The 22,676-nt window shown below is 62.9% G+C and carries 22 protein-coding genes; 9 read left to right on the forward strand and 13 right to left on the reverse strand.

Annotation, left to right across the window (positions count from 1 at the left end):
* Positions 1-238 precede the first annotated feature (238 nt).
* The 4 genes from dnaN to CIT26_RS16680 all read left to right on the forward strand — a co-directional run bounded on the left by dnaN (position 239) and on the right by CIT26_RS16680 (position 3,911).
* On the forward strand, positions 239-1,357 hold the full coding sequence (gene dnaN / locus CIT26_RS16665) for a DNA polymerase III subunit beta (RefSeq protein WP_095493588.1): 1,119 nt from the start codon (positions 239-241) through the stop codon (positions 1,355-1,357).
* A 25-nt stretch (positions 1,358-1,382) separates the two neighbouring features.
* The gene (gene recF, locus CIT26_RS16670) at positions 1,383-2,549 is read left to right on the forward strand and encodes a DNA replication/repair protein RecF (protein ID WP_095493589.1); all 1,167 of its coding nucleotides are present in this window, start codon (positions 1,383-1,385) and stop codon (positions 2,547-2,549) included.
* A 120-nt stretch (positions 2,550-2,669) separates the two neighbouring features.
* Complete coding sequence (locus CIT26_RS16675; protein WP_095493717.1) at positions 2,670-3,425, forward strand: molybdopterin-synthase adenylyltransferase MoeB; 756 nt, start codon at positions 2,670-2,672, stop codon at positions 3,423-3,425.
* Between the two features lie 3 nt (positions 3,426-3,428).
* Positions 3,429-3,911: a GNAT family N-acetyltransferase gene (locus CIT26_RS16680; protein WP_095493590.1), complete on the forward strand. Its 483-nt coding sequence runs from the start codon at positions 3,429-3,431 to the stop codon at positions 3,909-3,911.
* Between the two features lie 23 nt (positions 3,912-3,934).
* Here CIT26_RS16680 and CIT26_RS16685 read toward each other — a convergent pair whose 3' ends face one another.
* Entirely contained in the window at positions 3,935-4,936 is a 1,002-nt protein-coding gene (locus tag CIT26_RS16685; protein WP_095493591.1) for a 2-hydroxyacid dehydrogenase, read from the reverse strand.
* Between the two features lie 157 nt (positions 4,937-5,093).
* Between CIT26_RS16685 and CIT26_RS16690 the strand changes: the two genes are divergently transcribed.
* Positions 5,094-5,651, forward strand: coding sequence for an SH3 domain-containing protein (locus CIT26_RS16690; protein ID WP_095493718.1), 558 nt, complete (start codon positions 5,094-5,096; stop codon positions 5,649-5,651).
* 78 nt (positions 5,652-5,729) lie between these two features.
* Here the strand turns inward: CIT26_RS16690 and irrA are convergent, their stop codons facing one another.
* The gene (gene irrA / locus CIT26_RS16695; protein ID WP_095493592.1) at positions 5,730-6,161 is read right to left on the reverse strand and encodes an iron response transcriptional regulator IrrA; all 432 of its coding nucleotides are present in this window, start codon (positions 6,159-6,161) and stop codon (positions 5,730-5,732) included.
* 245 nt (positions 6,162-6,406) lie between these two features.
* On the opposite strand from irrA, the gene fabA reads away from it, so the two are divergent.
* The 3 genes from fabA (at position 6,407) to fabI (ending at position 9,089) form a co-directional block, all read left to right on the forward strand.
* Positions 6,407-6,925, forward strand: coding sequence for a 3-hydroxyacyl-[acyl-carrier-protein] dehydratase FabA (fabA, locus tag CIT26_RS16700; protein WP_023802127.1), 519 nt, complete (start codon positions 6,407-6,409; stop codon positions 6,923-6,925).
* 118 nt (positions 6,926-7,043) lie between these two features.
* A complete protein-coding gene (gene fabB / locus CIT26_RS16705; RefSeq protein WP_095493593.1) occupies positions 7,044-8,264 on the forward strand; it encodes a beta-ketoacyl-ACP synthase I in 1,221 nt (406 codons plus the stop codon).
* Between the two features lie 12 nt (positions 8,265-8,276).
* Positions 8,277-9,089: an enoyl-ACP reductase FabI gene (fabI, locus tag CIT26_RS16710; protein ID WP_095493594.1), complete on the forward strand. Its 813-nt coding sequence runs from the start codon at positions 8,277-8,279 to the stop codon at positions 9,087-9,089.
* A 42-nt stretch (positions 9,090-9,131) separates the two neighbouring features.
* Here fabI and CIT26_RS16715 read toward each other — a convergent pair whose 3' ends face one another.
* The 10 genes from CIT26_RS16715 to rimP form a co-directional block, all read right to left on the reverse strand.
* Positions 9,132-10,142, reverse strand: coding sequence for a class I SAM-dependent methyltransferase (locus tag CIT26_RS16715; RefSeq protein ID WP_095493595.1), 1,011 nt, complete (start codon positions 10,140-10,142; stop codon positions 9,132-9,134).
* 91 nt (positions 10,143-10,233) lie between these two features.
* Positions 10,234-12,381: a polyribonucleotide nucleotidyltransferase gene (pnp, locus tag CIT26_RS16720; protein WP_095493596.1), complete on the reverse strand. Its 2,148-nt coding sequence runs from the start codon at positions 12,379-12,381 to the stop codon at positions 10,234-10,236.
* 407 nt (positions 12,382-12,788) lie between these two features.
* Positions 12,789-13,058, reverse strand: a complete 270-nt coding sequence (gene rpsO / locus CIT26_RS16725; protein ID WP_006337962.1) for a 30S ribosomal protein S15 — start codon at positions 13,056-13,058, stop codon at positions 12,789-12,791.
* Between the two features lie 182 nt (positions 13,059-13,240).
* Positions 13,241-14,335 carry a magnesium/cobalt transporter CorA gene (corA, locus tag CIT26_RS16730; protein WP_095493597.1) on the reverse strand — a complete coding sequence of 365 codons (1,095 nt, stop codon included), beginning with the start codon at positions 14,333-14,335 and terminating at the stop codon, positions 13,241-13,243.
* A gap of 44 nt (positions 14,336-14,379) precedes the next feature.
* Positions 14,380-15,342 (reverse strand): tRNA pseudouridine(55) synthase TruB, encoded by a 963-nt coding sequence (gene truB, locus CIT26_RS16735; RefSeq protein ID WP_095493598.1) that lies wholly within the window; start codon positions 15,340-15,342, stop codon positions 14,380-14,382.
* Positions 15,342-15,767, reverse strand: coding sequence for a 30S ribosome-binding factor RbfA (rbfA, locus tag CIT26_RS16740; protein WP_095493599.1), 426 nt, complete (start codon positions 15,765-15,767; stop codon positions 15,342-15,344). The genes truB and rbfA overlap by 1 nt, the downstream gene beginning before the upstream one ends.
* A gap of 125 nt (positions 15,768-15,892) precedes the next feature.
* Entirely contained in the window at positions 15,893-18,457 is a 2,565-nt protein-coding gene (gene infB / locus CIT26_RS16745; RefSeq protein ID WP_095493600.1) for a translation initiation factor IF-2, read from the reverse strand.
* The gene (locus tag CIT26_RS16750; RefSeq protein WP_095493601.1) at positions 18,454-19,104 is read right to left on the reverse strand and encodes an RNA-binding protein; all 651 of its coding nucleotides are present in this window, start codon (positions 19,102-19,104) and stop codon (positions 18,454-18,456) included. Before CIT26_RS16750 ends, infB begins: the two co-directional genes overlap by 4 nt.
* A gap of 38 nt (positions 19,105-19,142) precedes the next feature.
* On the reverse strand, positions 19,143-20,738 hold the full coding sequence (gene nusA, locus CIT26_RS16755; protein ID WP_029356954.1) for a transcription termination factor NusA: 1,596 nt from the start codon (positions 20,736-20,738) through the stop codon (positions 19,143-19,145).
* A 47-nt stretch (positions 20,739-20,785) separates the two neighbouring features.
* Positions 20,786-21,430 (reverse strand): ribosome maturation factor RimP, encoded by a 645-nt coding sequence (gene rimP, locus CIT26_RS16760; RefSeq protein WP_095493602.1) that lies wholly within the window; start codon positions 21,428-21,430, stop codon positions 20,786-20,788.
* Between the two features lie 295 nt (positions 21,431-21,725).
* Between rimP and CIT26_RS16765 the strand changes: the two genes are divergently transcribed.
* A complete protein-coding gene (locus CIT26_RS16765; RefSeq protein WP_077377234.1) occupies positions 21,726-21,890 on the forward strand; it encodes a hypothetical protein in 165 nt (54 codons plus the stop codon).
* Between the two features lie 78 nt (positions 21,891-21,968).
* Here the strand turns inward: CIT26_RS16765 and trmB are convergent, their stop codons facing one another.
* A complete protein-coding gene (gene trmB / locus CIT26_RS16770) occupies positions 21,969-22,670 on the reverse strand; it encodes a tRNA (guanine(46)-N(7))-methyltransferase TrmB (RefSeq protein ID WP_095493603.1) in 702 nt (233 codons plus the stop codon).
* Positions 22,671-22,676: the final 6 nt, after the last annotated feature.

The raw sequence follows: 22,676 nt of genomic DNA on the forward strand, positions 1-22,676 counted from the left end.
ACCGCTGCGCACCCTCGGGTCAGGCCCGAGGGCATGCTTTTGGGCGACAAGCATTGGCTTGCGGACTTTGCCAGTTTTATCCCCAGAAAGCCCGCGTAACCGGCCCGAACCGGTAGCGCGGGCTTGCGCTTACGGGTTTTTTCCTGTCAGTTTGTGCAGATTCTGAGCCTGTTCAGAGCTTTCGCGGGTTGCCGCTTGCCGGAGACCCGCTCATTCATTCAAGCGAGCCTGTTTCGTCATGCGTGTTATCCTGGAACGGTCAAATCTCCTGAAGTCGCTCAACCACGTTCATCGCGTGGTCGAGCGGCGCAACACCATACCGATCCTTTCGAACGTGCTGCTGAGCGCCGAAGGCGCCACCCTCGAAATGAAGGCCACCGACCTCGATCTGGAGGTGACCGAAGCCACGCCCGCCAAGGTTGAGCGCGGCGGGGCGACGACGGTTCCGGCGCATCTGCTCTACGACATCGTGCGCAAGCTCGCCGACGGCGCGGAGGTCATGCTGAAGACCGACGAGGACGGCAACGCCATGACGGTGACCTCGGGCCGCTCAAGCTTCCGTCTCCAGTGCCTGCCGCAATCCGATTTCCCGGAGCTTTCGGCCGGATCGTTCTCGCATATCTTCCGGCTCGATTCGGTCGCGCTCAAGGGCCTGATCGAGAAGACCCAATTCGCCATCTCCACCGAAGAGACGCGCTACTACCTGAACGGCATCTATCTGCACACGCATGACGCCGACGGCAAGCTGAAGCTGCGCTCGGTAGCGACCGACGGCCATCGGCTGGCGCGCGCCGAGATCGACGCGCCGGCAGGATCCGAAGGCATGCCGGGCATCATCATTCCGCGCAAGACGGTCAGCGAGTTGCAAAAGCTTGTCGATGACCCGGACGTCGCCGTGACCACCGAATTGTCCGACACCAAGATCCGTTTCACCATCGGCAGTGTCGTTTTGACCTCGAAGCTGATCGACGGCACCTTCCCGGACTATCAGCGGGTCATCCCCACCGGTAACGACAAGAAGCTGATCATCGACCGCCAGAGTTTCGCCGCCGCCGTCGACCGCGTCTCGACCATTTCGTCCGAACGCGGCCGGGCGGTGAAGCTTTCGATTGGAGAAGGCCAGGTCACGCTTGCGGTCAACAATCCGGATTCGGGCAGCGCCACCGAGGAACTGGCCGCGGATTATTCGTCCGACGCGATCGAAATCGGCTTCAACGCCAGATATCTGCTCGACGTCGCCGCCCAGTTGACCGGCACTGAGGCAAAATTCATGCTGGCGGACGCCGGTTCGCCAACGCTGATCCACGACATGGCCGACGAAACCACGCTCTACGTGCTGATGCCGATGCGGGTATAGGCCGGAACGAGGCCATCTTGCTGTCATGACCGGAGTTGCGAAGCAGCCTGAGCACGATCAGCAGACTCATATAAGTAAGCTGTCACTTACGAATTTCCGCAATTACGCAACGCTGTCGATCGGCCTCGACCCCGGCGCCGTGGTTTTTTCCGGCGACAATGGCGCCGGCAAAACCAACCTGCTGGAAGCGATTTCCCTGCTGACACCGGGTCGCGGCCTGCGCCGTGCACCTTATGCCGATGTGGCGCGTGAAGGCGGCGACGGCGGCTTTGCCATCCATGCCCGGCTCGATGGGCCGGACGGACCGGTCGAGATCGGCACCGGCGTTGCAGGCGGCGATGCCGCCGGCGAGAGCGGCCGGCGGGTGCGGATCAATGGCGCGGCAGCGCGCTCGGCGGAGGACATGCTGGAATGGCTGCGCGTCGTCTGGCTCACACCGGCGATGGATGCATTGTTCACCGGGCCGGCCGCAGACCGCCGGCGCTTTCTCGACCGGCAGGTCCTGGCGATCGATCCCGGCCACGGCCAGCGCGCGCTCGACTACGAAAAAGCGATGCGCGGCCGCAATCGGCTGCTCGCCGAAGGCTCGCGTGACGGCGCCTGGTTCGATGCGATCGAGACGCAAATGGCCGAAACCGGTGTGGCGATTGCCGCGGCGCGTGCCGAACTGGTGCGCCTGCTCGCCGCCATGATCGACAGGCTGCCAAGTGCCGGTCCATTTCCGCAAGCCGACATCGGCCTGTCCGGCGCGCTGGAAAGTGAAGTCGGCACCTCCGCGGCTGTCGATGTCGAGGAACGGTTCCGCCAAGCGCTTGCCGAAGGCCGCGATCGCGACCGCGCCGCCGGCCGCACGCTCGACGGCCCGCACCGTTCGGACCTCGTGGTGCGGCACCGGCCCAAGGCGATGCCGGCCGAACTCTGTTCGACCGGCGAGCAGAAGGCGCTGCTGGTCGGCATGGTCCTGTCGCATGCCCGGCTGACCGGCGAGATGTCGGGCATGACGCCGATCCTGCTGCTCGACGAGATCGCTGCCCATCTCGACGCAGGCCGGCGCGCCGCGCTGTTCTCGATCCTGGAAGAGCTGAATTGCCAGGCTTTCATGACCGGGACCGATGCGGCGCTGTTTTCCAGTCTCAAGGGACGCGCGCAGTTCCTGACCGTCGATCACGGCACGGTCGGGCCAACCATTTGACTTCCTTGATATCGTTATCCCAAAACTGCTGCGCACCCCGATGGCCGAGCCCGAGGGCAGGTTTTTTGGCACCATGCATTGGCGCCTGACAAGGATTTTCTCCCGCTATATGGTCCGGCGATGATCACCACCGCGCTCACCAACGAAGAACTCGAACGCTACGCCCGCCACATCGTGCTGCCCGAGATCGGCGGCGCCGGCCAGCAGCGACTGAAGCGGGCTCGAGTCCTGGTCATCGGCGCCGGCGGCCTGGGAGCGCCGGTGCTTGAATATCTTGCCGCAGCCGGCGTCGGCACACTCGGCATCGTCGACGACGACAGCGTCTCGCTGTCGAACCTGCAAAGACAGGTGATCCACGGCACCGACGCTGTCGGCATGGCGAAAACCGACAGTGCCAAAGCGGCCATCGCCCGCATCAATCCCAACGTCGCCGTGGAACTGCACAATCTCAGGCTGACGGCGGACAATGCCCCTGCCCTCGTCGCCCGTTATGACATCGTCGTCGACGGCTCCGACAATTTCGAAACACGTTATGCGGCGGCCGACGCCTGCGCCGCGGAAAAGCGGCCGCTGGTACATGCCGCCGTCGGCCGCTTCGACGGCTCGGTGACCGTGCTGAAACCGTTCGAGACCGGCGCGGACGGCAGGCCGAATCCAAGCTATCGCGATCTTTTTCCGGAACCGCCGCCACCCGGCCTGGTGCCATCCTGCGCTGTGGCCGGCGTACTCGGCGTGCTGACCGGTGTCGTCGGCACGCTGCAGGCTATGGAGGCGATCAAGCTGATCGCCGGCATTGGCGAGCCGCTGGTCGGCCGGCTGCTGCTTTACGATGCGTTGACAGCGCGCTTCGACACGATCCGTTACAAGGGAAACTAGACCTTGGGCAGCCTGGTTTCCGTCGAGCAGCTTCCGGCCGATTTCGACCGTTGGGACGAGGTGCTGGCGCTGATCATACGCGCCTTCGCCGCCATGGACGGTGTCATCGCTCCGCCATCCTCGGCGCATCGGCTCACCGTCGAAAATCTCCGGGACAAGGCCCGGCAAGAGACGGGCTTTGCGGCGCTGAAGGACGGCAGGACCGTCGGCTGCGTTTTTGTTCTGGAGCGGGCCGACGATTTCTATATCGGAAAGCTCGCGGTCGAACCGGACTTTCAGGGACAGGGCATTGCCAGGCAGCTGATGCAAGCTGTCGAGGATCTCGCCCGCAACCGCGGCAAGCCTGCGATCGAGCTTCAGACGCGGATCGAACTGACCGGGAATCACGCGGCCTTTGCCCGGCTCGGCTTTCGCGAAACGGAACGGACAGCGCACAAGGGCTATGACCGTCCCACCTCGATTACCATGCGCAAGGTGATTTCGTAAGCCTGCACTAACTTAAGATGGCATCACGTCCGCAGTGGCAGTACGCGATCCGGTGGACGGTGGCCATCGAAGAAGGCGCGGATGTTGATGATCACCTTCTCGCCCATGTCGATCCGGCCTTCAAGCGTCGCCGACCCCATATGCGGCAACAACACGACCTTGCCCTTGGCGGCGAGCTTCAGCAATTTGCTGTTCAGCGCCGGCTCATGCTCGTAGACATCGAGGCCGGCGCCGGCGATCTTGCCGTCCTGGATCAGCTTGACCAGAGAGTCCTCGTCGATGATATCGCCGCGCGCTGTGTTGACGATGTAAGCGGACGGTTGCAGAAGCGCCAGCCGCCGCGCCGAAAGCAGGTGGAAGGTCGCCGGCGTCGACGGACAATTGACCGATATGATGTCCATGCGGGCAAGCATTTGGTCGAGGCTTTCCCAGTAAGTCGCCTCCAGCTCGTCCTCAACCGCCGGCAGCACGCGATGGCGGTTGTGATAGTGGATCGACAGGCCAAAGGCCTTGGCCCGTCGGGCGACAGCGGTGCCGATGCGGCCCATGCCGACAATGCCGAGGCGTTTGCCCCAGATACGCCGGCCGAGCATCCAGGTTGGCGACCAGCCGGCCCATTTCTTGTCGCCGGTCAGCACATTGGCGCCTTCCGCCAGCCGCCGCGGCACCGCCAGCATCAGCGCCATGGTCATATCGGCCGTATCTTCGGTCAGCACGTTCGGCGTGTTGGTGACGGTAATGCCCTTCTTCGCTGCTGCTGACACGTCGATCTTGTCGACGCCGTTACCGAAATTGGCGATCAGCTTGAGGTTGTCGCCAGCCTGAGCGATCAGCGCCGCGTCGATATGATCGGTTATGGTCGGCACCAGCACGTCGGCTTCCTTGACCGCCGCGACCAGTTCCGGCTGCGTCATCGGCCTGTCTTCGACATTCAGCCGGGCGTCGAAAAGCTCACGCATGCGGGTCTCGACCGGGTCGGGCAGCTTGCGCGTGATGACGACGAGGGGCCTTTTTCTGCCTACCATTGTTTCCTCGAACCCGACCTCGTTGAGACCTCTTTAACCAAGACAGGCGAAACTGCAGGCCGGTCGCGGTGCCAGTTCATCATGTAACAAGAGGTTCCGCCGAAGACAAAGAAAAAGGGGCGCCAAGGCTGATGAGCCGGCGCCGAAAGGAATGAAAGTGTCTGGTTTCGCGTCGCTCCGCCTGGCCCTCAGCGCAGCATTTCTCGGCGCTCTCCTTCATTCCCCGCATGTGGCGGCACAGAATGCGGCAGCACCGGCCCAGAGCACAACGCTCGGCCCGAGCGGCCTGCCGCTGCCGCGTTTCGTCAGCCTGAAAGCGGGCCGCGTCAACTCCCGCGTCGGACCAGGCGTCAACTATTCCGTCGACTGGATGTATATGAAGCCCGGCCTGCCGATGGAGATCATCCAGGAATTCGACACCTGGCGTCGTGTGCGCGATGCCGACGGCTCGGAAGGCTGGATCAACCAGTCGCTGCTTTCAGGCCGCCGTACGGCGATCGTAGCTCCCTGGCAGCGGGGCAAAGATGCCCGAGTCAACCTTCTCGACGACCCGGAAAAGGATGCCAGCATCGTCGCGATCATCGAGCCGGGCGCCATGGGGACGATCAAGTCCTGTGACGGCCAGTGGTGCGAGATGACCTTCAACGGCCACACCGGCTGGCTCGCCCAGTCGCTTGTCTGGGGCGCTTATCCGGGCGAACGGGTCAAGAACTGACCTCATCCTGTCGGTCGGGATCACGGTCTAGAGGCCGATACAGGCGAGACGGTATCTCGCGGCCTTATGAAGCGCGGATCAATCGGAGCGTTTGGGGCGCAGCCTCACCACGATGTCGACATTGGCGATCTCCATGCCTTCCGGCGGCTCCGGCAGGTTGGAAACCGTGACAGGACCGCTGGCGATATCGAAGATCCTGTTTTCGCCTTCAATGTAGAAATGATGGTGATCGGAGGTGTTGGTGTCGAAGTAGGTCTTCGATCCCTCGACGGCCAGGATGCGCAGAAGGCCCGCCTGGGTGAATTGATGAAGGGCGTTGTAGACGGTGGCAAGCGAAACCGGCACGCCGGCGGTGATCGCCTCCTCGTGCAGCTCCTCGGCCGACAGATGGCGGTCGCCTTTGGCGAAAAGCAGATCGGCCAGCGCAATGCGCTGACGCGTCGGCCTCAGGCCAGCTTCGCGAACCCGCTTGTCCACAGCGACATTTTCCTTCCGGCAGCCCAGATCCATTTATCCGTCCAAGCTCAAAGTTTCGCCTCAAGATATGCCCAGAATGGCAAAAAACGAACATTGACCGAAACTGGACACCCCCCGACATATATTCTGTCGCCCGAATACGATCAATAGCGCGCATTGACCCAGGCAGATGGGCGGGTTAAGCGCAAACGCCGGTTTCCGGCCTGAAATAGATTGTGTTAGGAAACCAACGACAAGGGCGCGCTACCGCCCGGGACGATTATTGGGGACGGAGATTGATGGCGGTTTCGAAATCCAGCTATGACTACGAGGAACTGCTTGCCTGCGCCCGCGGCGAGCTGTTCGGACCTGGAAACGCCCAGCTCCCCTATCCGCCGATGCTGATGTTCGATCGCATCACCGAAATCAGCGAGACGGGCGGTGCCTTCGACAAGGGCTTCATCCGCGCCGAATTCGACATCAAGCCGGACCTGTGGTTTTTCGCCTGCCATTTCATCGGCAATCCGATCATGCCGGGGTGCCTGGGCCTCGACGCCATGTGGCAATTGACGGGCTTCTACCTCGGCTGGCTCGGCGAGCCGGGCAAGGGCATGGCGCTCTCGACCGGCGAGGTGAAATTCAAAGGCATGGTGACGCCGTCGGTCAAGAAGGTGGAATATGGCGTGGACTTCAAGCGCGTGATGCGCGGGCGGCTGGTGCTTGGTATCGCCGATGGCTGGCTGAAGGCGGATGGCGAACCCATATACGCAGCAACGGATCTCAAGGTGGGTCTGTCCAAGCAATCGGCCGCCGCCTGACCGGCGCCTCCACAGCGTCTCGCGTCCCTGGGATGCGCAAAAGGAAGCTGTAGAACTTTAATTCGCGCATGATCCTTGTCCGACAGGTTTCGGGTTCATGCGCTGGAAGGAGTTGCGAATGAGACGCGTCGTAGTGACAGGCCTCGGCATCGTGTCGTCGATCGGCAACAATGCCAACGAGGTGCAGGCCTCGCTCCACGATGCCAAATCCGGCATCAGCTTCTCCGATTCCTTCGCCGAACACGGCTTCCGCTGCCAGGTCTGGGGGGCGCCGACGCTCGACCCCTCAGCGCTGATCGATCGTCGCGCCATGCGCTTCCTGTCGCAAGGTGCGGCCTGGAACCATGTCGCCATGGACCAGGCTATCGTGGACGCTGGACTTGGCGAGAGCGACATCACCAATGAGCGCACAGGTATCGTCATGGGATCGGGCGGGCCATCGACCCGAACCATCGTCGAAGCCGCTGAAACCACGCTCAAGAACGGCAGCCCCAAGCGCATCGGTCCGTTTGCGGTGCCGAAGGCGATGTCGTCGACCGCTTCGGCGACGCTCGCAACCTGGTTCAAGATCCACGGCGTCAACTATTCGATCTCTTCGGCCTGCTCGACCTCGGCGCATTGCATCGGCAACGGCTACGAACTGATCCAGTGGGGCAAGCAGGACATGGTCTTTGCCGGCGGCCATGAGGATCTCGACTGGACGATGTCGGACCTGTTCGACGCTATGGGCGCCATGTCCTCCAAGTTCAACGACCGGGCATCGGCCGCCTCGCGCGCCTATGACGTCGATCGTGACGGCTTCGTCATTGCCGGCGGCGCCGGCGTGCTGGTGCTGGAAGAGCTCGAGCACGCCAAGGCGCGCGGCGCAAAGATCTATGCCGAGGTCGTCGGCTATGGCGCGACCTCTGACGGCTACGACATGGTGGCGCCCTCGGGCGAAGGCGCGGTGCGCTGCATGCGGCAGGCGCTGGCGACCGTTTCTTCGCCGGTCGACTACATCAACACGCACGGCACCTCGACGCCGGTCGGCGACTCCAGGGAAATGGGCGCAATCCGCGAGGTGTTCGGCGACAAGATGCCTTTCATCAACTCGACGAAATCACTGACCGGCCATTCTCTGGGTGCGGCCGGCGTGCAGGAATCGATCTACTCGATCCTGATGATGCAAGGCGGCTTCATCGGCGAGAGCGCCCACATCGAGCAGCTCGATCCGGAATTCGAGGGCATGCCCATCGTGCGAGAGCGCATCGACGATGCCAGGATCGACACCGTTTTGTCCAACTCGTTCGGTTTCGGCGGCACCAACGCAACGCTGATTTTCCAGCGCTATTCCGCATAAGGATTGCCGACCATGGACGGATTGATGAAGGGCAAGCGGGGGCTTGTCATGGGTGTCGCCAACGACCATTCGATCGCCTGGGGCATCGCCCGAAAACTGTCCGAACATGGGGCAGAACTCGCCTTCACCTATCAGGGCGAAGCCTTCGGGCGCCGGGTCAAGCCGCTTGCCGACAAACTCGGCTCCTCGCTGGTCGTGCCTTGCGACGTCGAGGACAGCGCATCGGTTGCCGCTACTTTCGAGACCTTGGGCAAGGCCTGGGGCGGGCTGGACTTCGTCGTCCACGCCATCGGCTTTTCCGACAAGAACGAGCTGAAGGGCCTTTACGCCGACACCAGCCGCGATAATTTCGTCCGCACAATGGTCATCTCCTGCTACTCCTTCACCGAGGTCGCCCGTCATGCCGCCGCGCTGATGAAGGACAGCGGCTCGATGATCACGCTGACCTACGCCGGTTCCGTTCGTGTCATGCCGAACTACAACGTCATGGGCGTCGCCAAGGCCGGGCTGGAAGCCAGCGTCCGCTATCTCGCCAACGACTATGGCCCGCGCGGCATCAGGGTGAACGGCATATCGGCCGGCCCGGTGCGGACATTGGCGGGCGCCGGGATTTCCGACGCACGCCACATGTTTTCCTACCAGCAGCGCAACTCGCCGCTGCGCCGCACGGTGACCATCGACGAAGTCGGTGGTTCCGCGCTCTACCTCCTGTCCGACCTGTCGTCGGGCGTCACCGGCGAAATCCACTATGTCGATTCCGGCTACCACATCGTCTCGATGCCGACGCTCGACGAGTTGAAGCGGACCGACAACGGACGAGAGTAATTTCGGCCTTTAGAAGTTGCCTTGATCCCCGTGAACGCCGCCTCAGCGGCGCGCCGCGAGAATCTTGAACATCCCGTCGCGGGCGATCTCGGCATGACTGGAGAAGGCGGCCGCCAGCACCGGCTCGTAGGGAAGCTGGCGGTTCGCCACCATGAACAGCCGCCCGCCCGGCTTCAGCGCCTTTGCCGCGGCGCGGATCATGCCGGCACCGACCTCCGGCTCGGCCGCCCGGCTGCGATGGAAGGGCGGGTTCATAACGATGGCGTCATAGCGCCGCTCGACCGGCTCGCTCAAAAGATCGATCCAGAAGAAATCGGGTTCCGCCGCTGTATTGCCGATATTGCCTTTCGCCGCCTCCAGCGCATCGAACTCGGCCTCGTAGAGATCGAGCGCCGATATGCCCGGTGAGCGGGCGGCGACTTCGGCCGCCACATAGCCCCAGCCGGCACAGAAATCGGCAACTTTGCCACGCAGGTCGCCGGGCAGATTGTCGACCAGCAATTTCGAACCTGTATCGATCTTGTCGAAAGAGAACATGCCTGGCGCGGTGCGGAAACGGCCCTCAAGCAGAAGGGGTGGATTGGCGACGCGAAGCGCTGCCGCGACCGCAGCATCGGCAGGTCGATGGAACCAGAAGGCGATGCCGTGATGTTTCGGCAAATGGCCGTCGAGCGGCACAAGCTCGCCGATGCGCTTGCGCAGGCTGGCAATGCCATCGTCCTTGGCACCGGCGACGATAATCGATCCGCCCGGCCTCACACGCTCAATCGCCTCAGCGATGTGCAATTCGTTTTGCCCGCGATGACGGCCGGCAAGCACCAGGGCCGCATCGAAACCTTCGCCTTCCGGGCGCGGCGTGACCGTGAAGCCCCCCTGCAGCGCGCGAAAATGCGGGCGGAAGCCTTGCACCAGATGCAGTGCCGCATCGAAACCTTCGGGCAGGCGGAAGCCGGGTTCAGCGCCGAGAAAGAGGACACGCTCGCCCTTACGCGGCAGGGAGACAGCCTCGGCCTCGAACGGATGGAACAGTGTCTTCAGCGGCTCGGCGGACATTCTTCGATCTCGAAATGCAGCTGGCTTGTCTAGAAAATGAAAACGGGCGCGACCTGTCGGCGCGCCCGTTTCGATTGTATCGTCAGATCGCTCAGGCGGCGTCTTCTTCGCCTTCGGCCTTCTTGTCGCGGGCGATTTCCTTGCCCGTGGCCTGGTCGACGACCTTCATCGACAGGCGGACCTTGCCGCGTTCGTCGAAGCCCATCAGCTTGACCCAGACCTTGTCGCCTTCCTTGACGACGTCGGAGGTCTTGGCGACGCGATCGGTAGCGAGCTGCGAGATGTGGACGAGGCCGTCACGCGGACCGAAGAAATTGACGAAAGCGCCGAAGTCGGCGGTCTTGACGACCGTGCCCTCGTAGATTTCGCCGACTTCCGGCTCGGCGACGATGGTGTGGATCCACTTCTTCGCCGCCTCGATCTCCTTGGCATTGGACGAAGCGATCTTGACCGTGCCGTCGTCCTCGATGTTGATCTTGGCGCCGGTCTTTTCGACGATCTCGCGGATGACCTTGCCGCCCGAGCCGATCACGTCACGGATCTTGTCGGTCGGGATGTGCATGACCTCGATGCGCGGCGCGAATTCGCCGAGTTCGGCACGCGCGCCGGACAGCGCATGGCCCATTTCACCGAGGATATGCTGGCGGCCGTCCTTGGCCTGGTCCAGCGCGATCTTCATGATCTCCTCGGTGATGCCCTCGATCTTAATGTCCATCTGCAGCGAGGTGATGCCGTTGGCGGTGCCGGCAACCTTGAAGTCCATGTCGCCGAGATGATCCTCGTCGCCGAGAATGTCGGAGAGCACCGCGAAGCGCTCGCCTTCCTTGATGAGACCCATGGCAATGCCGGCGACCGGCTTGGCCAGCGGAACACCGGCATCCATCAGCGCCAGCGAGGTGCCGCAGACGGTGGCCATCGAGGACGAACCGTTGGACTCAGTGATCTCCGAGACGACGCGCAGCGTGTAGGGGAACTGGTCTGATGTCGGCAGCATCGGGCGGATCGCGCGCCAGGCCAGCTTGCCGTGACCGATTTCGCGGCGGCCGGGCGAACCCATGCGACCGGTTTCGCCGACCGAATAGGGAGGGAAGTTGTAGTGAAGGAGGAACTTCTCCTTGTACATGCCAGTCAGCGAATCGACATACTGCTCGTCCTCGCCGGTGCCGAGCGTGGCGACGACCAGCGCCTGGGTCTCGCCGCGGGTGAACAGCGCCGAGCCATGGGTACGCGGCAGGACGCCGACTTCGGAGACGATCTTGCGGACCGTCTTCAGATCGCGCCCGTCGATGCGCGAACCGGTGTCGAGAATGTTCCAGCGCACGACCTTAGCCTGGAGCTCCTTGAACACGGTGCCGATCTGTTCGGACGTGTATTTTGCTTCCTCGCCTTCGGCGGGTGCGAACGCAGCCTTGACCTTCGCCTTTACGGCGTCGACGGCGGCATAGCGCTTCTGCTTGTCGGTGATCTTGTAGGCATCGCGAAGCTCGCCTTCGACGATCTTCAGCATCTCCGCTTCAAGCGCCGAATAGTCCGGCGCGGTGAAATCGCGCGGATCCTTGGCGGCGACCTCGGCCAGCTTGATGATCGCGTCGATCACCGGCTGGAAGCCGCGATGGCCGAACATAACGGCGCCGAGCATCAGGTCCTCGCCGAGTTCCTTGGCTTCGGACTCGACCATCAGCACGGCGTCGGAGGTGCCGGCGACGATCAGGTCAAGCTTGGATTCCTGCATCTCGTCGACATGCGGATTGAGCACATATTCGCCGTTGATGTAGCCGACGCGGGCGCCGCCGATCGGGCCCATGAAAGGGACGCCGGACAGCGTCAAGGCCGCTGATGTGGCGACGATCGACAGGATGTCCGGGTCGTTTTCGAGATCATGCTGGACGACGGTGACAACGATCTGCGTGTCGTTCTTGTAACCGTCAGCGAAGAGCGGGCGGATCGGACGGTCGATAAGGCGGGAAACCAGCGTTTCCTTTTCGCTCGGACGACCTTCGCGCTTGAAATAGCCGCCCGGGATCTTGCCGGCGGCATAGGTCTTTTCCTGATAGTTGACGGTCAGCGGGAAGAAATCGAGGCCGGGCTTCGGCTCCTTCATCGAAACGACGGTGGCGAGAACCTTGGTTTCGCCGTAGGTGGCGAGCACCGCGCCGTCAGCTTGGCGCGCAATCTTGCCGGTTTCGAGGATGAGCGGGCGGCCGCCCCATTCGATTTCCACTTTGTGGTGATTGAACATTTCTTGTCCTTCATATGCGGAAAGGGCCGCGCTATTTCACCGTGCGCGAGTGCCCCTTTCCCTTGGCTTCGTTTCTCGGGCAGCCACGGGCAAGACAACGGGAAGCTCGGGTAAATCCGGCGCGGTGCCGGGCGAGCGTCCTGCAATCCTGCCCCATGACCGTCCATGGGCGGTTTCGAATGGCCCTGTGCTATCTCGAAACCGGGTCTAGCCAATCGATCCGACTGGCCTTGCGCATGACCCCGAAAACCGCGGCTCTCGGAAAATGCCTTGCGCAAATTCAAAGTTTCAGAGCGTCCTATGTGCGCGTCCAAATGGATGCGCGGCGCTCTACTTCCTTCATTAGAGCAATGGACTGCTCCAATGCGCGACCGGCGGGCTCTCGAAAGAACCCGCCGGTCAATTCGTCAACGGCGCAGACCGAGCTTCTCGATCAGCGTCTGATAGCGCGCGTCATCCTTGCGCTTGAGATAATCAAGCAGGCTGCGGCGCTGGGAGACGAGAGCGAGCAGACCACGGCGGGAATGGTTATCCTTCTTGTGGTCCTTGAAATGGTCGGTCAGGTTCTTGATGCGCTCGGAAAGGATGGCCACCTGGACTTCCGGGGACCCGGTATCGCCCTTAGCGGTTGCGAATTCACCCATCAATTCCTTCTTGCGCTCGGCAGTAATCGACATCGTGTTTTTCCTTATCTGTTGGAGGAAACGGGACGCCCTCGGCCGGGATGTCGTCCAGCAGGGGCCGGTACAAGCAACGTGTCATTGCACGATGCTGCGGCGCATATAGTGCAATTCAGGCAAAAACACCAGCCCAATTCACAAGCCGGCTTTTTGCTGCGCAAACGAAGATTTGTCTTCGGCTAAAGCCACTTCTTCCATCTGAAGAAAGCGATAAGGCCGAGCGCGACAACGGCCATGAACACGAGCGCCGCCGGATATCCGTATTGGGCCTTCAGCTCCGGCATGTTCCATGGCGAGGTTTCGGGATCGAAGTTCATGCCCCACACGCCAGCGAGAAAGGTGAGCGGGATGAAGATCACCGAGACGATCGTCAGATAGCTGATGACATCGCTGGTGCGCGCCTGGCTCAGCGACAGATGCATCTCGATCAGACCGGTCAGCATGTCGCGCTGGGTTTCGATCAGTTCGATGAGCCGAAGCGAGTGATCGAGCGTGTCGTTCAGGAAGATCTTGGTCTCGGGCTTCACATAGGGCACGTCGTTGCGGATCAGCGTCGCCAGCGCATCGCGCATCGGCCAAAGCACCCCCTTCAGCACATTGGCGTCGCGCCGCAACTCGTGAAGCCGCCGCATCTGGTGCTTGTCCGCCGCGCGCAGCATCTGGTCCTCGATGCTGTCGACCAATTCGCCGGCAGCCTCGATCGGCGGGAAATAGCTGTCGACAATGGCGTCGATCAGCGCATAGGCGAGATAGTCAGCGCCGCGTGCGCGCAGCCGGTTGGGCATCGAGCTTGCGATGCGCTTGCGCACGGGATCGAACGGATCGCCTTCGCGCTCCTGGAAGGTGACGACGAAGTTCTTGCCGAAGAAGACCGCGATCTGCTCGTAACGATGCGCGGTGACGTCGTCGATCATCCTGACGACGACGAAGGCATGGTCCTCGAAGAAATCCACCTTCGGCCGCTGGCCGGTGTTGACGACGTCTTCCAGCGCCAGCGGATGCAGGCTGAAAATCCGGCCGATCTCCTCGATCAGCGGGATGTTGGCGAGACCGGTACAATCGAGCCAAATGACCGGCCATGTATCGCAATGAGCGTTGACGTCGTCGATGCTGGCATTTTCGATTGTCTCGAATTTGTCGGGCGACATCAGCGTCAGTCGCAGTTCGCTGCGCCGCGCCGCCGGGTCGGCGATCAGTGTGCCCGGTGATGCGCCGACCGGCGGCCGCCGTGCCGTCACCGGCGCCCGCTTCTTGATCGTCTCGGCCTTTGCCATGTGCCCCTCGAATGCTACGTCTGGTCGAGATTAGACGACGGGACTCACCCGGCAAAGACCCGCTTCGGCTTGAACATGCCTTGTTCGATGGCGCCGATGGCGACTAGCTTGCCGCGCGCCGTGGCACAGGCTTCCTCGGCTTCCACCGGCGCGTCGCGGCCACGGATGATGACCGGATTGCCGAGGCGAATTTTTGTTGCAGCGTCGTCGCTGATCGCGATTTGCGGCAGGCAGTCGAGCGCGGCTGATGTGTCGACCAGGAGCGCATCGATGGCGTCGAAATCGACCGGCACCGTGTCCGCTGAATCCGAACGTTCATCGCCCTGTTCGCCGAAGCGAGCGGCTTCCAACTCGGCGATGGTGACGAAGTCTTCCTGCGTGAACGGCTCGACTTCGATCCGGCGCAGTTCGGCGATGTGACCGAAACAGCCGAGGTCGCGGCCCATGTCGCGGGCCAGCGAGCGCACATAAGTGCCCTTGCCGCATTCGACCTCGAAAATGGTGCGATCAGAATTGTGCTCGATCAGGTCGAGACGGCCGATCTCGACTTCCCGCGCCGGGATGTCGACCATCGCGCCGTCGCGGGCAAGGTCATAGGCGCGCTGGCCTGCGATCTTGATGGCCGAAAATTGCGGCGGCGTCTGCATGATGACGCCGGTATATTTCGGCATCAGCAAAAGCACATCGGCTTCAGCCGGACGCTGGTCGGAGCTTTTCGTCACCGGCCCTTCGAGGTCATCGGTCGAACGCTCCTCACCCCAGGCAACCGTGAAGCGGTAGAGTTTGGCGCCATCCTGGACATAGGGCACGGTCTTGGTCGCTTCGCCGAGCGCAATCGGCAGCATGCCGGAAGCGAGCGGGTCGAGCGTGCCAGCATGGCCGGCCTTTTCCGCCTGGAACAACCATTTGATCTTGGAGACGGCTTCGGTCGAGCCCATGCCGACGGGCTTGTCCAGCACCAGCCAGCCGGAGATCGGCCGGCCCTTCTTCTTGCCGCGACGCGCCACTATTTTTCGTCCTTGTCGTTGTCTTTATTCTGATCGTCGGGGCCGAGATCGCGCGCCACTTCGGGCGAGTGCAACAATTCGTTGATCTTCTGGAAATTGTCGTAGCTGGTGTCGAGCCGGAAGCGGAATTCCGGCATGTACTTCATCTGCCGGAGCGCGCCGGAAACGCGGCCGCGGATGAATTTCGCATGCTTGTTGAGCGCCTCCACCACCGCATCGGTATCACTGGCGCCGAGCGGCGAGACGAAGGCGGTGGCGATTTTCAGATCGGGCGACATGCGCACTTCCGAGACCGAAACCACGGCGTTCTCGATCAGCGGATCGAGGATCTCGCCGCGCTGCAAGGTTTCCGACAGCGCATGGCGCACCTGCTCGCCGACGCGAAGCATGCGCTGGGATGGACCTGACGTGGTTGAACGGGGCATTTTTCTCTATCCTGAAATCGTGAGGCACGGGATGGGACCGCGCCGCATGTCTCATATGCTTTGGGCGGCAGCCTTTCGACCACCGCCCGGTCTCAGTAGATGCTCGAACTCAAGTTGCTCGAAACTCAGAGCGTCCTGGTCACCATCTCGACGCGGAAGCACTCGATGACGTCGCCGACGCGCATGTCTTCGTAGTTCTGGAAGGCCATGCCGCATTCCTGGCCACCCGGGACCTCCGCAACTTCGTCCTTGAAGCGCTTCAGGGTCTTCAGCGTGCCTTCGTGGATGACGACGTTGTCGCGGATCAGGCGAACGCCCGCACCGCGCTCGACCTTGCCTTCGGTGACACGGCAGCCGGCGATCTTGCCGACCTTGGTGATGTCGAAGATCTCGAGGATCTCCGCATTGCCGATGAAGGTCTCGCGACGCTCCGGCGACAGCAGGCCGGAGAGCGCCGCCTTCACGTCATCCACGAGGTTGTAGATGATCGAGTAGTAGCGGATCTCGATGCCCGCAGCCGCGGCAGCAGCACGCGCCTGCACATTGGCTCGGACGTTGAAGCCGATGATCGCGGCACCCGAGGTTTCCGCCAGCGACACATCGCTTTCGGTGATGCCGCCGGCGCCCGCATGAACGATGCGCGCACGCACCTCGTCGGTGCCGAGCTTGTCCAGCGCCGCGCTGATCGCCTCGATCGAGCCCTGCACGTCGCCCTTGATGACCAGCGGGAATTCCTTCAGGCCGCTCGTCTGCAGTTGCGACATCATCTGTTCGAGCGACCCGCGCTGGCCGGCATGCTTGGCCACCGCCTTCTCACGCGCCAGACGCTGGCGGTATTCGGTGATCTCGCGGGCGCGGGCTTCGTTGTTGACCACGGCGAAGCGATCGCCGGCCTGCGGGGTTCCCTGCAGACCGAGCACCTCGACCGGCATCGCCGGCGGCGCTTCCTTGATCTGCCCGCCGCGGTCGTTGACCAGCGCGCGCACCCGGCCCCATTCGTTGCCGGCAACGAGGATATCGCCAGGCATCAGCGTGCCGGTCTGGACAAGCACGGTGGCGACTGGGCCGCGGCCCTTGTCGAGCTGGGCTTCGATGACGACGCCCTCGGCGGTGCGGTCCGGATTGGCCTTCAGGTCGAGGATTTCGGCCTGCAGCAGGATCGTTTCGAGCAGCTTGTCCAGATTGGTACCCTTGGTCGCCGACACTTCGACGTCCAGCACCTCGCCGCCCATCGATTCGACGAAGACTTCGTGGCGCAGCAGTTCCGAACGCACCTTCTGCGGGTCGGCATCATGCTTGTCGATCTTGTTGATCGCCACAATGATCGGAACGCCGGCCGCCTTGGCATGGCTGATCGATTCGATCGTCTGCGGCATCACGCTGTCGTCGGCCGCCACCACGAGGATGGCGATGTCGGTCGCCTGGGCGCCGCGGGCGCGCATCGCCGTGAAGGCGGCGTGGCCGGGCGTGTCGATGAAGGTGATCTTATGACCGTTCTTCTCGACCTGATAGGCGCCGATATGCTGGGTGATGCCGCCGGCCTCGCCGGACACGACATTGGCATTGCGGATGGCATCAAGCAGCGACGTCTTGCCGTGATCGACATGGCCCATGATGGTCACCACCGGCGGACGCGGCTCGAGATCTTCGGGACGATCGGCGATGTTGAACAGGCCTTCCTCGATGTCGGACTCGGCGACGCGGCGAACCGTGTGGCCGAATTCGGTGGCGACCAGCTCGGCCGTGTCGGCGTCGATGACGTCGCCCGGCTTCAGGATCTGGCCCTGTTTCATGAAGAACTTGACCACATCGACGGCGCGCTCGGACATGCGCTGCGCCAGCTCCTGGATGGTGATGGTTTCGGGCAGTATCACTTCGCGCATGACTTTCTCGCGCGGTTCATTATGCAGCGCGCGCTTGAATTTCTCCTGCCGCCGACGCATCGACGACAGCGAACGCGCTCGCGCATCCTCATCGGAAAGTGCGGCATTCAGCGTCAGCTTGCCGCGGCGGCGATCTTCCTCGCCCTTGGTCGGCTTGGCCGGACGCGCCACTTCGGGCGTGACCGGACGGCGCACCGGCGCTCCGGCGCCGGTCCGCTTCGGCTTGACGTCCTCGTCGTCGACCGTCGCAAGTTCGGCAGCCAGCGGCGCGCGGCGGCGCGCCTCTTCCTCGGCACGCCGGCGGGACTCCGCTTCGGCCTGCAGCCGGGCTTCTTCCTCGGCCTGGCGGCGCGCGGATTCCTCGCGCTCGCGACGGCGGCGCTCTTCATCCTCGGCGCGGCGCTTGGCCTCGTCGATGGCGCGCTGGCGATCCTCGACGTCGCGCACCTTCGAGCCCTCAAGGGCTCGGCGGCGCGCCTCCATCTCATTGCGCGACAATTCGTTCAGCACCATGCCGCCGCGTTCGACAGGCGGCAGAGGCGGCGGCGCCTTGGGCGCCTCTTGCACAACGGGCGCTGCCGCGACCGGCGCCTTCGGCGTGAAGACGGACGGGGCAGCGGCCGGCTCCGGCTTGTCACCGGGCAGCGAGAACTTGCGCTTCTTGGTCTCGACCACGACCGCCTTGGTGCGGCCATGCGAGAAGCTCTGGCGCACGGTGCCCTGTTCCGTACCGGGGCGCTTCAGCGTCAAAGTCTTCTTCGGCGTAACACTCAACGTCTTGTCGTCGCCCGATTTCGTATCGTTCATTCCATATCCTCTGCGGCATCATCTTCGTCAGCAACGGCCGCAAGCATTGCCAGATCGTCCGGGGAACCGCCCCGATACCGGTCGAGCGCAACCATGCGCTTCTTGACCGCCCTGCCCGCGTCTCCCGCGAGAACGGCAGCATGTATCACATTTGTACCCCCCAATGCCAAGCTCAACTCGGCCTCGGAGAAAAGTTTGTAGGCAGGGATGGCGGGGCCGCCAAGGTGGACGGTTGCCCGTCGCGCCTGACTGATCTTGCGGACGCCGTCATCTGACGCCTCGGTCGCATGCAACACGAAAAGCGCCAGCCCACTACGTACCGCGCTCTCGACCTTAGTGGCGCCGAGCGCGATCGCGCCTGCCTTGCGGGCAAGACCGAGCATGCCCAGAGCGGATCTGGAAAGCAGCCCGTCGACCATGCCGCCGAGATCGGTCGGCACGGTCACCGGCGCCTTGAAGGCGCGAGCGAACAGGTTCTTCGCTGCCGCCTTGTCGATATGTAGGCGGTCGGCCGTCACCCAGCAACCGCGGCCGGGCAGGTTTTTCTTGATATCCGGAACGACGGCCGAATCCGGGCCGACGACGAAACGGATCAAATCATCCGGTTCGGCCTGTCTGCGCGTGACGATGCAAGTGCGATCGTTCATCTCGTCCAAGGGCGGGTTGTGTGCGATGCGGTTTCACCTCACGCACCAACGGCTTCGTCAGCCGGCACGTCTTCGGCTGCAAGCTCGTCTTCGGTGATCCAGCCGGCCTTGAGGCGGGCGGCCAGAACCATCTGCTCGGCATCGGCACGCGACACGCCGTGACTGGCGAGCACGCCGGGGAACACCTTCGTCTCGCCGTCCTTGCGTTCCTTCCAGCCGGTCAGGTCATCGGCCGCATAGCCGGCGAAATCCTCGATCGTCTTTACGCCGTCCTCGCCGAGTGTCACCATCATGGCGGTGGTCACGCCGGGAATCTCACGCAGCTCGTCCTTGACGCCCAGCGCCTTGCGCTTCTCGTCATGCTCGGCTTCGATCTTCTCCAGATACTCGCGGGCGCGGGCCTGGATTTCCGAGGCGGTGTCCTCGTCGAAGCCGTCGATCGACGCGATCTCGTCGGCATCGACATAGGCAACTTCCTCGACGCTGGTGAAGCCTTCGGAGGCGAGCACCTGGCCGACCATCTCGTCGACGTTGAGCGCATCCATGAACAGAGCCGAGCGTTCGACGAACTCCTTCTGGCGGCGCTCGCTCTCTTCCTGCTCGGTCAGGATGTCGATATCCCAGCCGGTGAGCTGCGAGGCGAGCCGGACGTTCTGGCCGCGGCGGCCGATGGCCAGCGACAGCTGGTCGTCCGGCACCACGACCTCGATGCGTTCGGCGTCCTCGTCGAGCACGACCTTGGCGACTTCCGCCGGCTGCAGCGCGTTGACGATGAAGGAGGCGGCCGAAGGCGACCACGGAATGATGTCGATCTTCTCGCCCTGCAATTCGCCGACCACTGCCTGAACGCGGCTGCCGCGCATGCCGACGCAGGCGCCGACCGGATCGATGGAACTGTCACGCGAGATGACGGCGATCTTGGCGCGCGAACCCGGATCGCGGGCGACCGACTTGATCTCGATGATGCCATCGTAGATTTCCGGCACTTCCATGGTGAACAGCTTCGCCATGAACTGCGGATGGGTGCGCGACAGGAAGATCTGCGGACCGCGCTGCTCGCGGCGCACATCATAGACATAGGCGCGGACGCGATCGCCATATTTGTAGTTTTCGCGCGGGATCAGCTCGTCGCGGCGGATGATCGCCTCGCCGCGGCCGAGATCGACGATGACGTTGCCGTATTCGACGCGCTTGACGGTGCCGTTGACGATCTCGCCGATGCGGTCCTTGTACTCGTCATACTGGCGGTCACGCTCGGCCTCGCGCACCTTTTGCACAATGACCTGCTTGGCCGACTGGGCGGCGATGCGGCCGAAATCCATCGGCGGCAGCTGTTCGGCAATGAAGTCGCCGAGCTGGGCGTCGGGATTGCGCTCGCGCGCCGAGGAAATGGCGATCTGGGTCGCATAGTCATCGACCTTCTCGACCACCTCCATCAGCCGCTGCAGCTTCATCTCGCCGGTATTCGGATTGATGTCGGCACGGATGTTGGTTTCCTGGCCATAGCGCGAGCGCGCTGCCTTCTGGATCGCATCGGCCATGGCGGCGATGACGATCGACTTGTCGATCGACTTTTCACGCGCGACCGCATCGGCGATCTGCAGCAGTTCAAGCCTGTTGGCGCTTACAACCATCGTTTTTCTCCCGAGCTTGTTGCCGAGCCTTGCGCCCGGCAGCCCAATCACATTTCCTGTTCGGTTTCATCTTCCGCGCCCGCTTCTACGCCCTCTGGCGCGTCTTCGGGTTCGCCGCGGCGCTTCTTGGCTTCCTTGCGCGCCCTGTTGTCCTTCGACAGTGCGTCGCGGATAAGGTCGTCGGTCAGGATCAGCCGTGCTTCGGCAATCGCATCGTAGGGCACACGCACCGTCGGCTGTTCGCCATAGGCCGCCTTGTCGCGCTCGATCAGCACGCCGTCCGCGTCGCTCTCGGCGATCTTGCCCTTGAAGCGCTTGCGGTCGGCGACAAGAACCGAGGTTTCCATCTTCACCAGATGACCCGTCCAGGTCGCGAAATCCGACTTACGGACCAGCGGCCGGTCGATGCCCGGCGACGACACTTCGAGATGATATGCCTTTTCGATCGGATCATCGACATCAAGCGCAGGCGACACCGCCCGGCTGACCTCTTCGCAATCCTCGACGGTCATGGTGCCGTCCTCGCGTTCGGCCATGATCTGCAGCGTCAGCCCGTTCTGGCCCGTCAGATGCACCCTGACAAGGCGGAAGCCGATGGCACGCAGCACCGGCTGCACGATCAGCGCGATGCGCGCATCGATGCCGCTTTCGCGGATGATGCGGTCGTCGCTATCGGGTACCGTTGCCGTCATTCCATTCCTGTCGCTTCAATGGTGGTCGGAAGGTAATAAAAAAGAGCGGGACCGGGTGGACCCACTCTTCGCCATACCGACCAAGAATTTGAAGCTGATATAGACGATCGCGGCCGTCGTTTCAAGTCCGCATGCGTGGCCCGCATGCAGGGCCGGGCGAAACTGCCGGAGGCAGCCCTGCAAAGAACGCATAGCGGCCATGCGGCGACATCCCTGTGATATCAGGCAATACGCGCCTATCTATGTTGCGCTGCACAAATTCAACCACGCATTGCAGCGGTGAAAGGGCATAATCATGACCAACCGCAAGGTTTTTTCGGCCATCGGCGATTTCTTCACGGTGTTCGGCAGCGCCGTCGCCGCTTCGCACGCCGTCGAAGCCGGCCGCAAGCCTCGCGCGCACGATCTGCGCAATCTCGGCATGGATCCGGCCGCCTTCAACAAGATCGGTCGCTTCTAAGACCGGCGACGCAGGGCGAGGACATCTTTGGTCCTCGTCGACGGCAAGCGCGCGAGCGCGATGCTTGACGAAATATGCCTATCTTCGGACGAAGGTGAGATAGGCCGGCCGCCGGCTTTCGCGAATGGCCTTCGCCTCGTAGCGGGTACCCGGCCAGCCCTCATAGGGCCGCTGCCAGTCGGCTGCCTCTTCAGCCTGCCACGCAAACGCACCATGTGCCCGGCAGTGCAGCAGCGTCCAGTTCACATAGCTATCGATATCGGACGCAAAGCGGAATTTTCCGCCTGACTTCAGCACGCGCGCGAGACGGTCGAGATTGACCGGACTGACGAAGCGGCGCTTCCAGTGTTTCTTCTTCGGCCAGGGATCGGGATAGAGCAGGTCGATGCCGTCGAGCGAGGCTTGCGGGAGCCAGTCGAGCAGGCGTGTGGCGTCGTCGTCATAGACCCGAAGATTGGCAAGTGGCCTTTTCATGACCGCCATCATCAGCTTGGCCATGCCGTTGACGAAAGGCTCGACGCCGACAAAACCGGTCTCAGGAGCCGCCGTCGCCCGATGCAGCAGGTGCTCGCCGCCGCCGAAACCGATTTCGAGATGAATGGCGCCGACGTCGGCTTCGAACAGGCTGCGCAGTTCGGCCGGCGGTCCGGCCGTCAGATCGAGGCGGTAAGTGCTGAAGCCGCTTTCCAGTGCCGCCGCTTGCTGCGGGCGGATGGTCTTGCCGCGCCGGCGACCGAAAAACGCTTCGGTCGCACGGCTTGGCCGGTCTTTCGGATCCATGGACGC

The sequence above is a fragment of the Mesorhizobium temperatum genome, from assembly GCF_002284575.1.
GTDB classification, from domain to species: Bacteria; Pseudomonadota; Alphaproteobacteria; order Rhizobiales; family Rhizobiaceae; genus Mesorhizobium; species Mesorhizobium temperatum.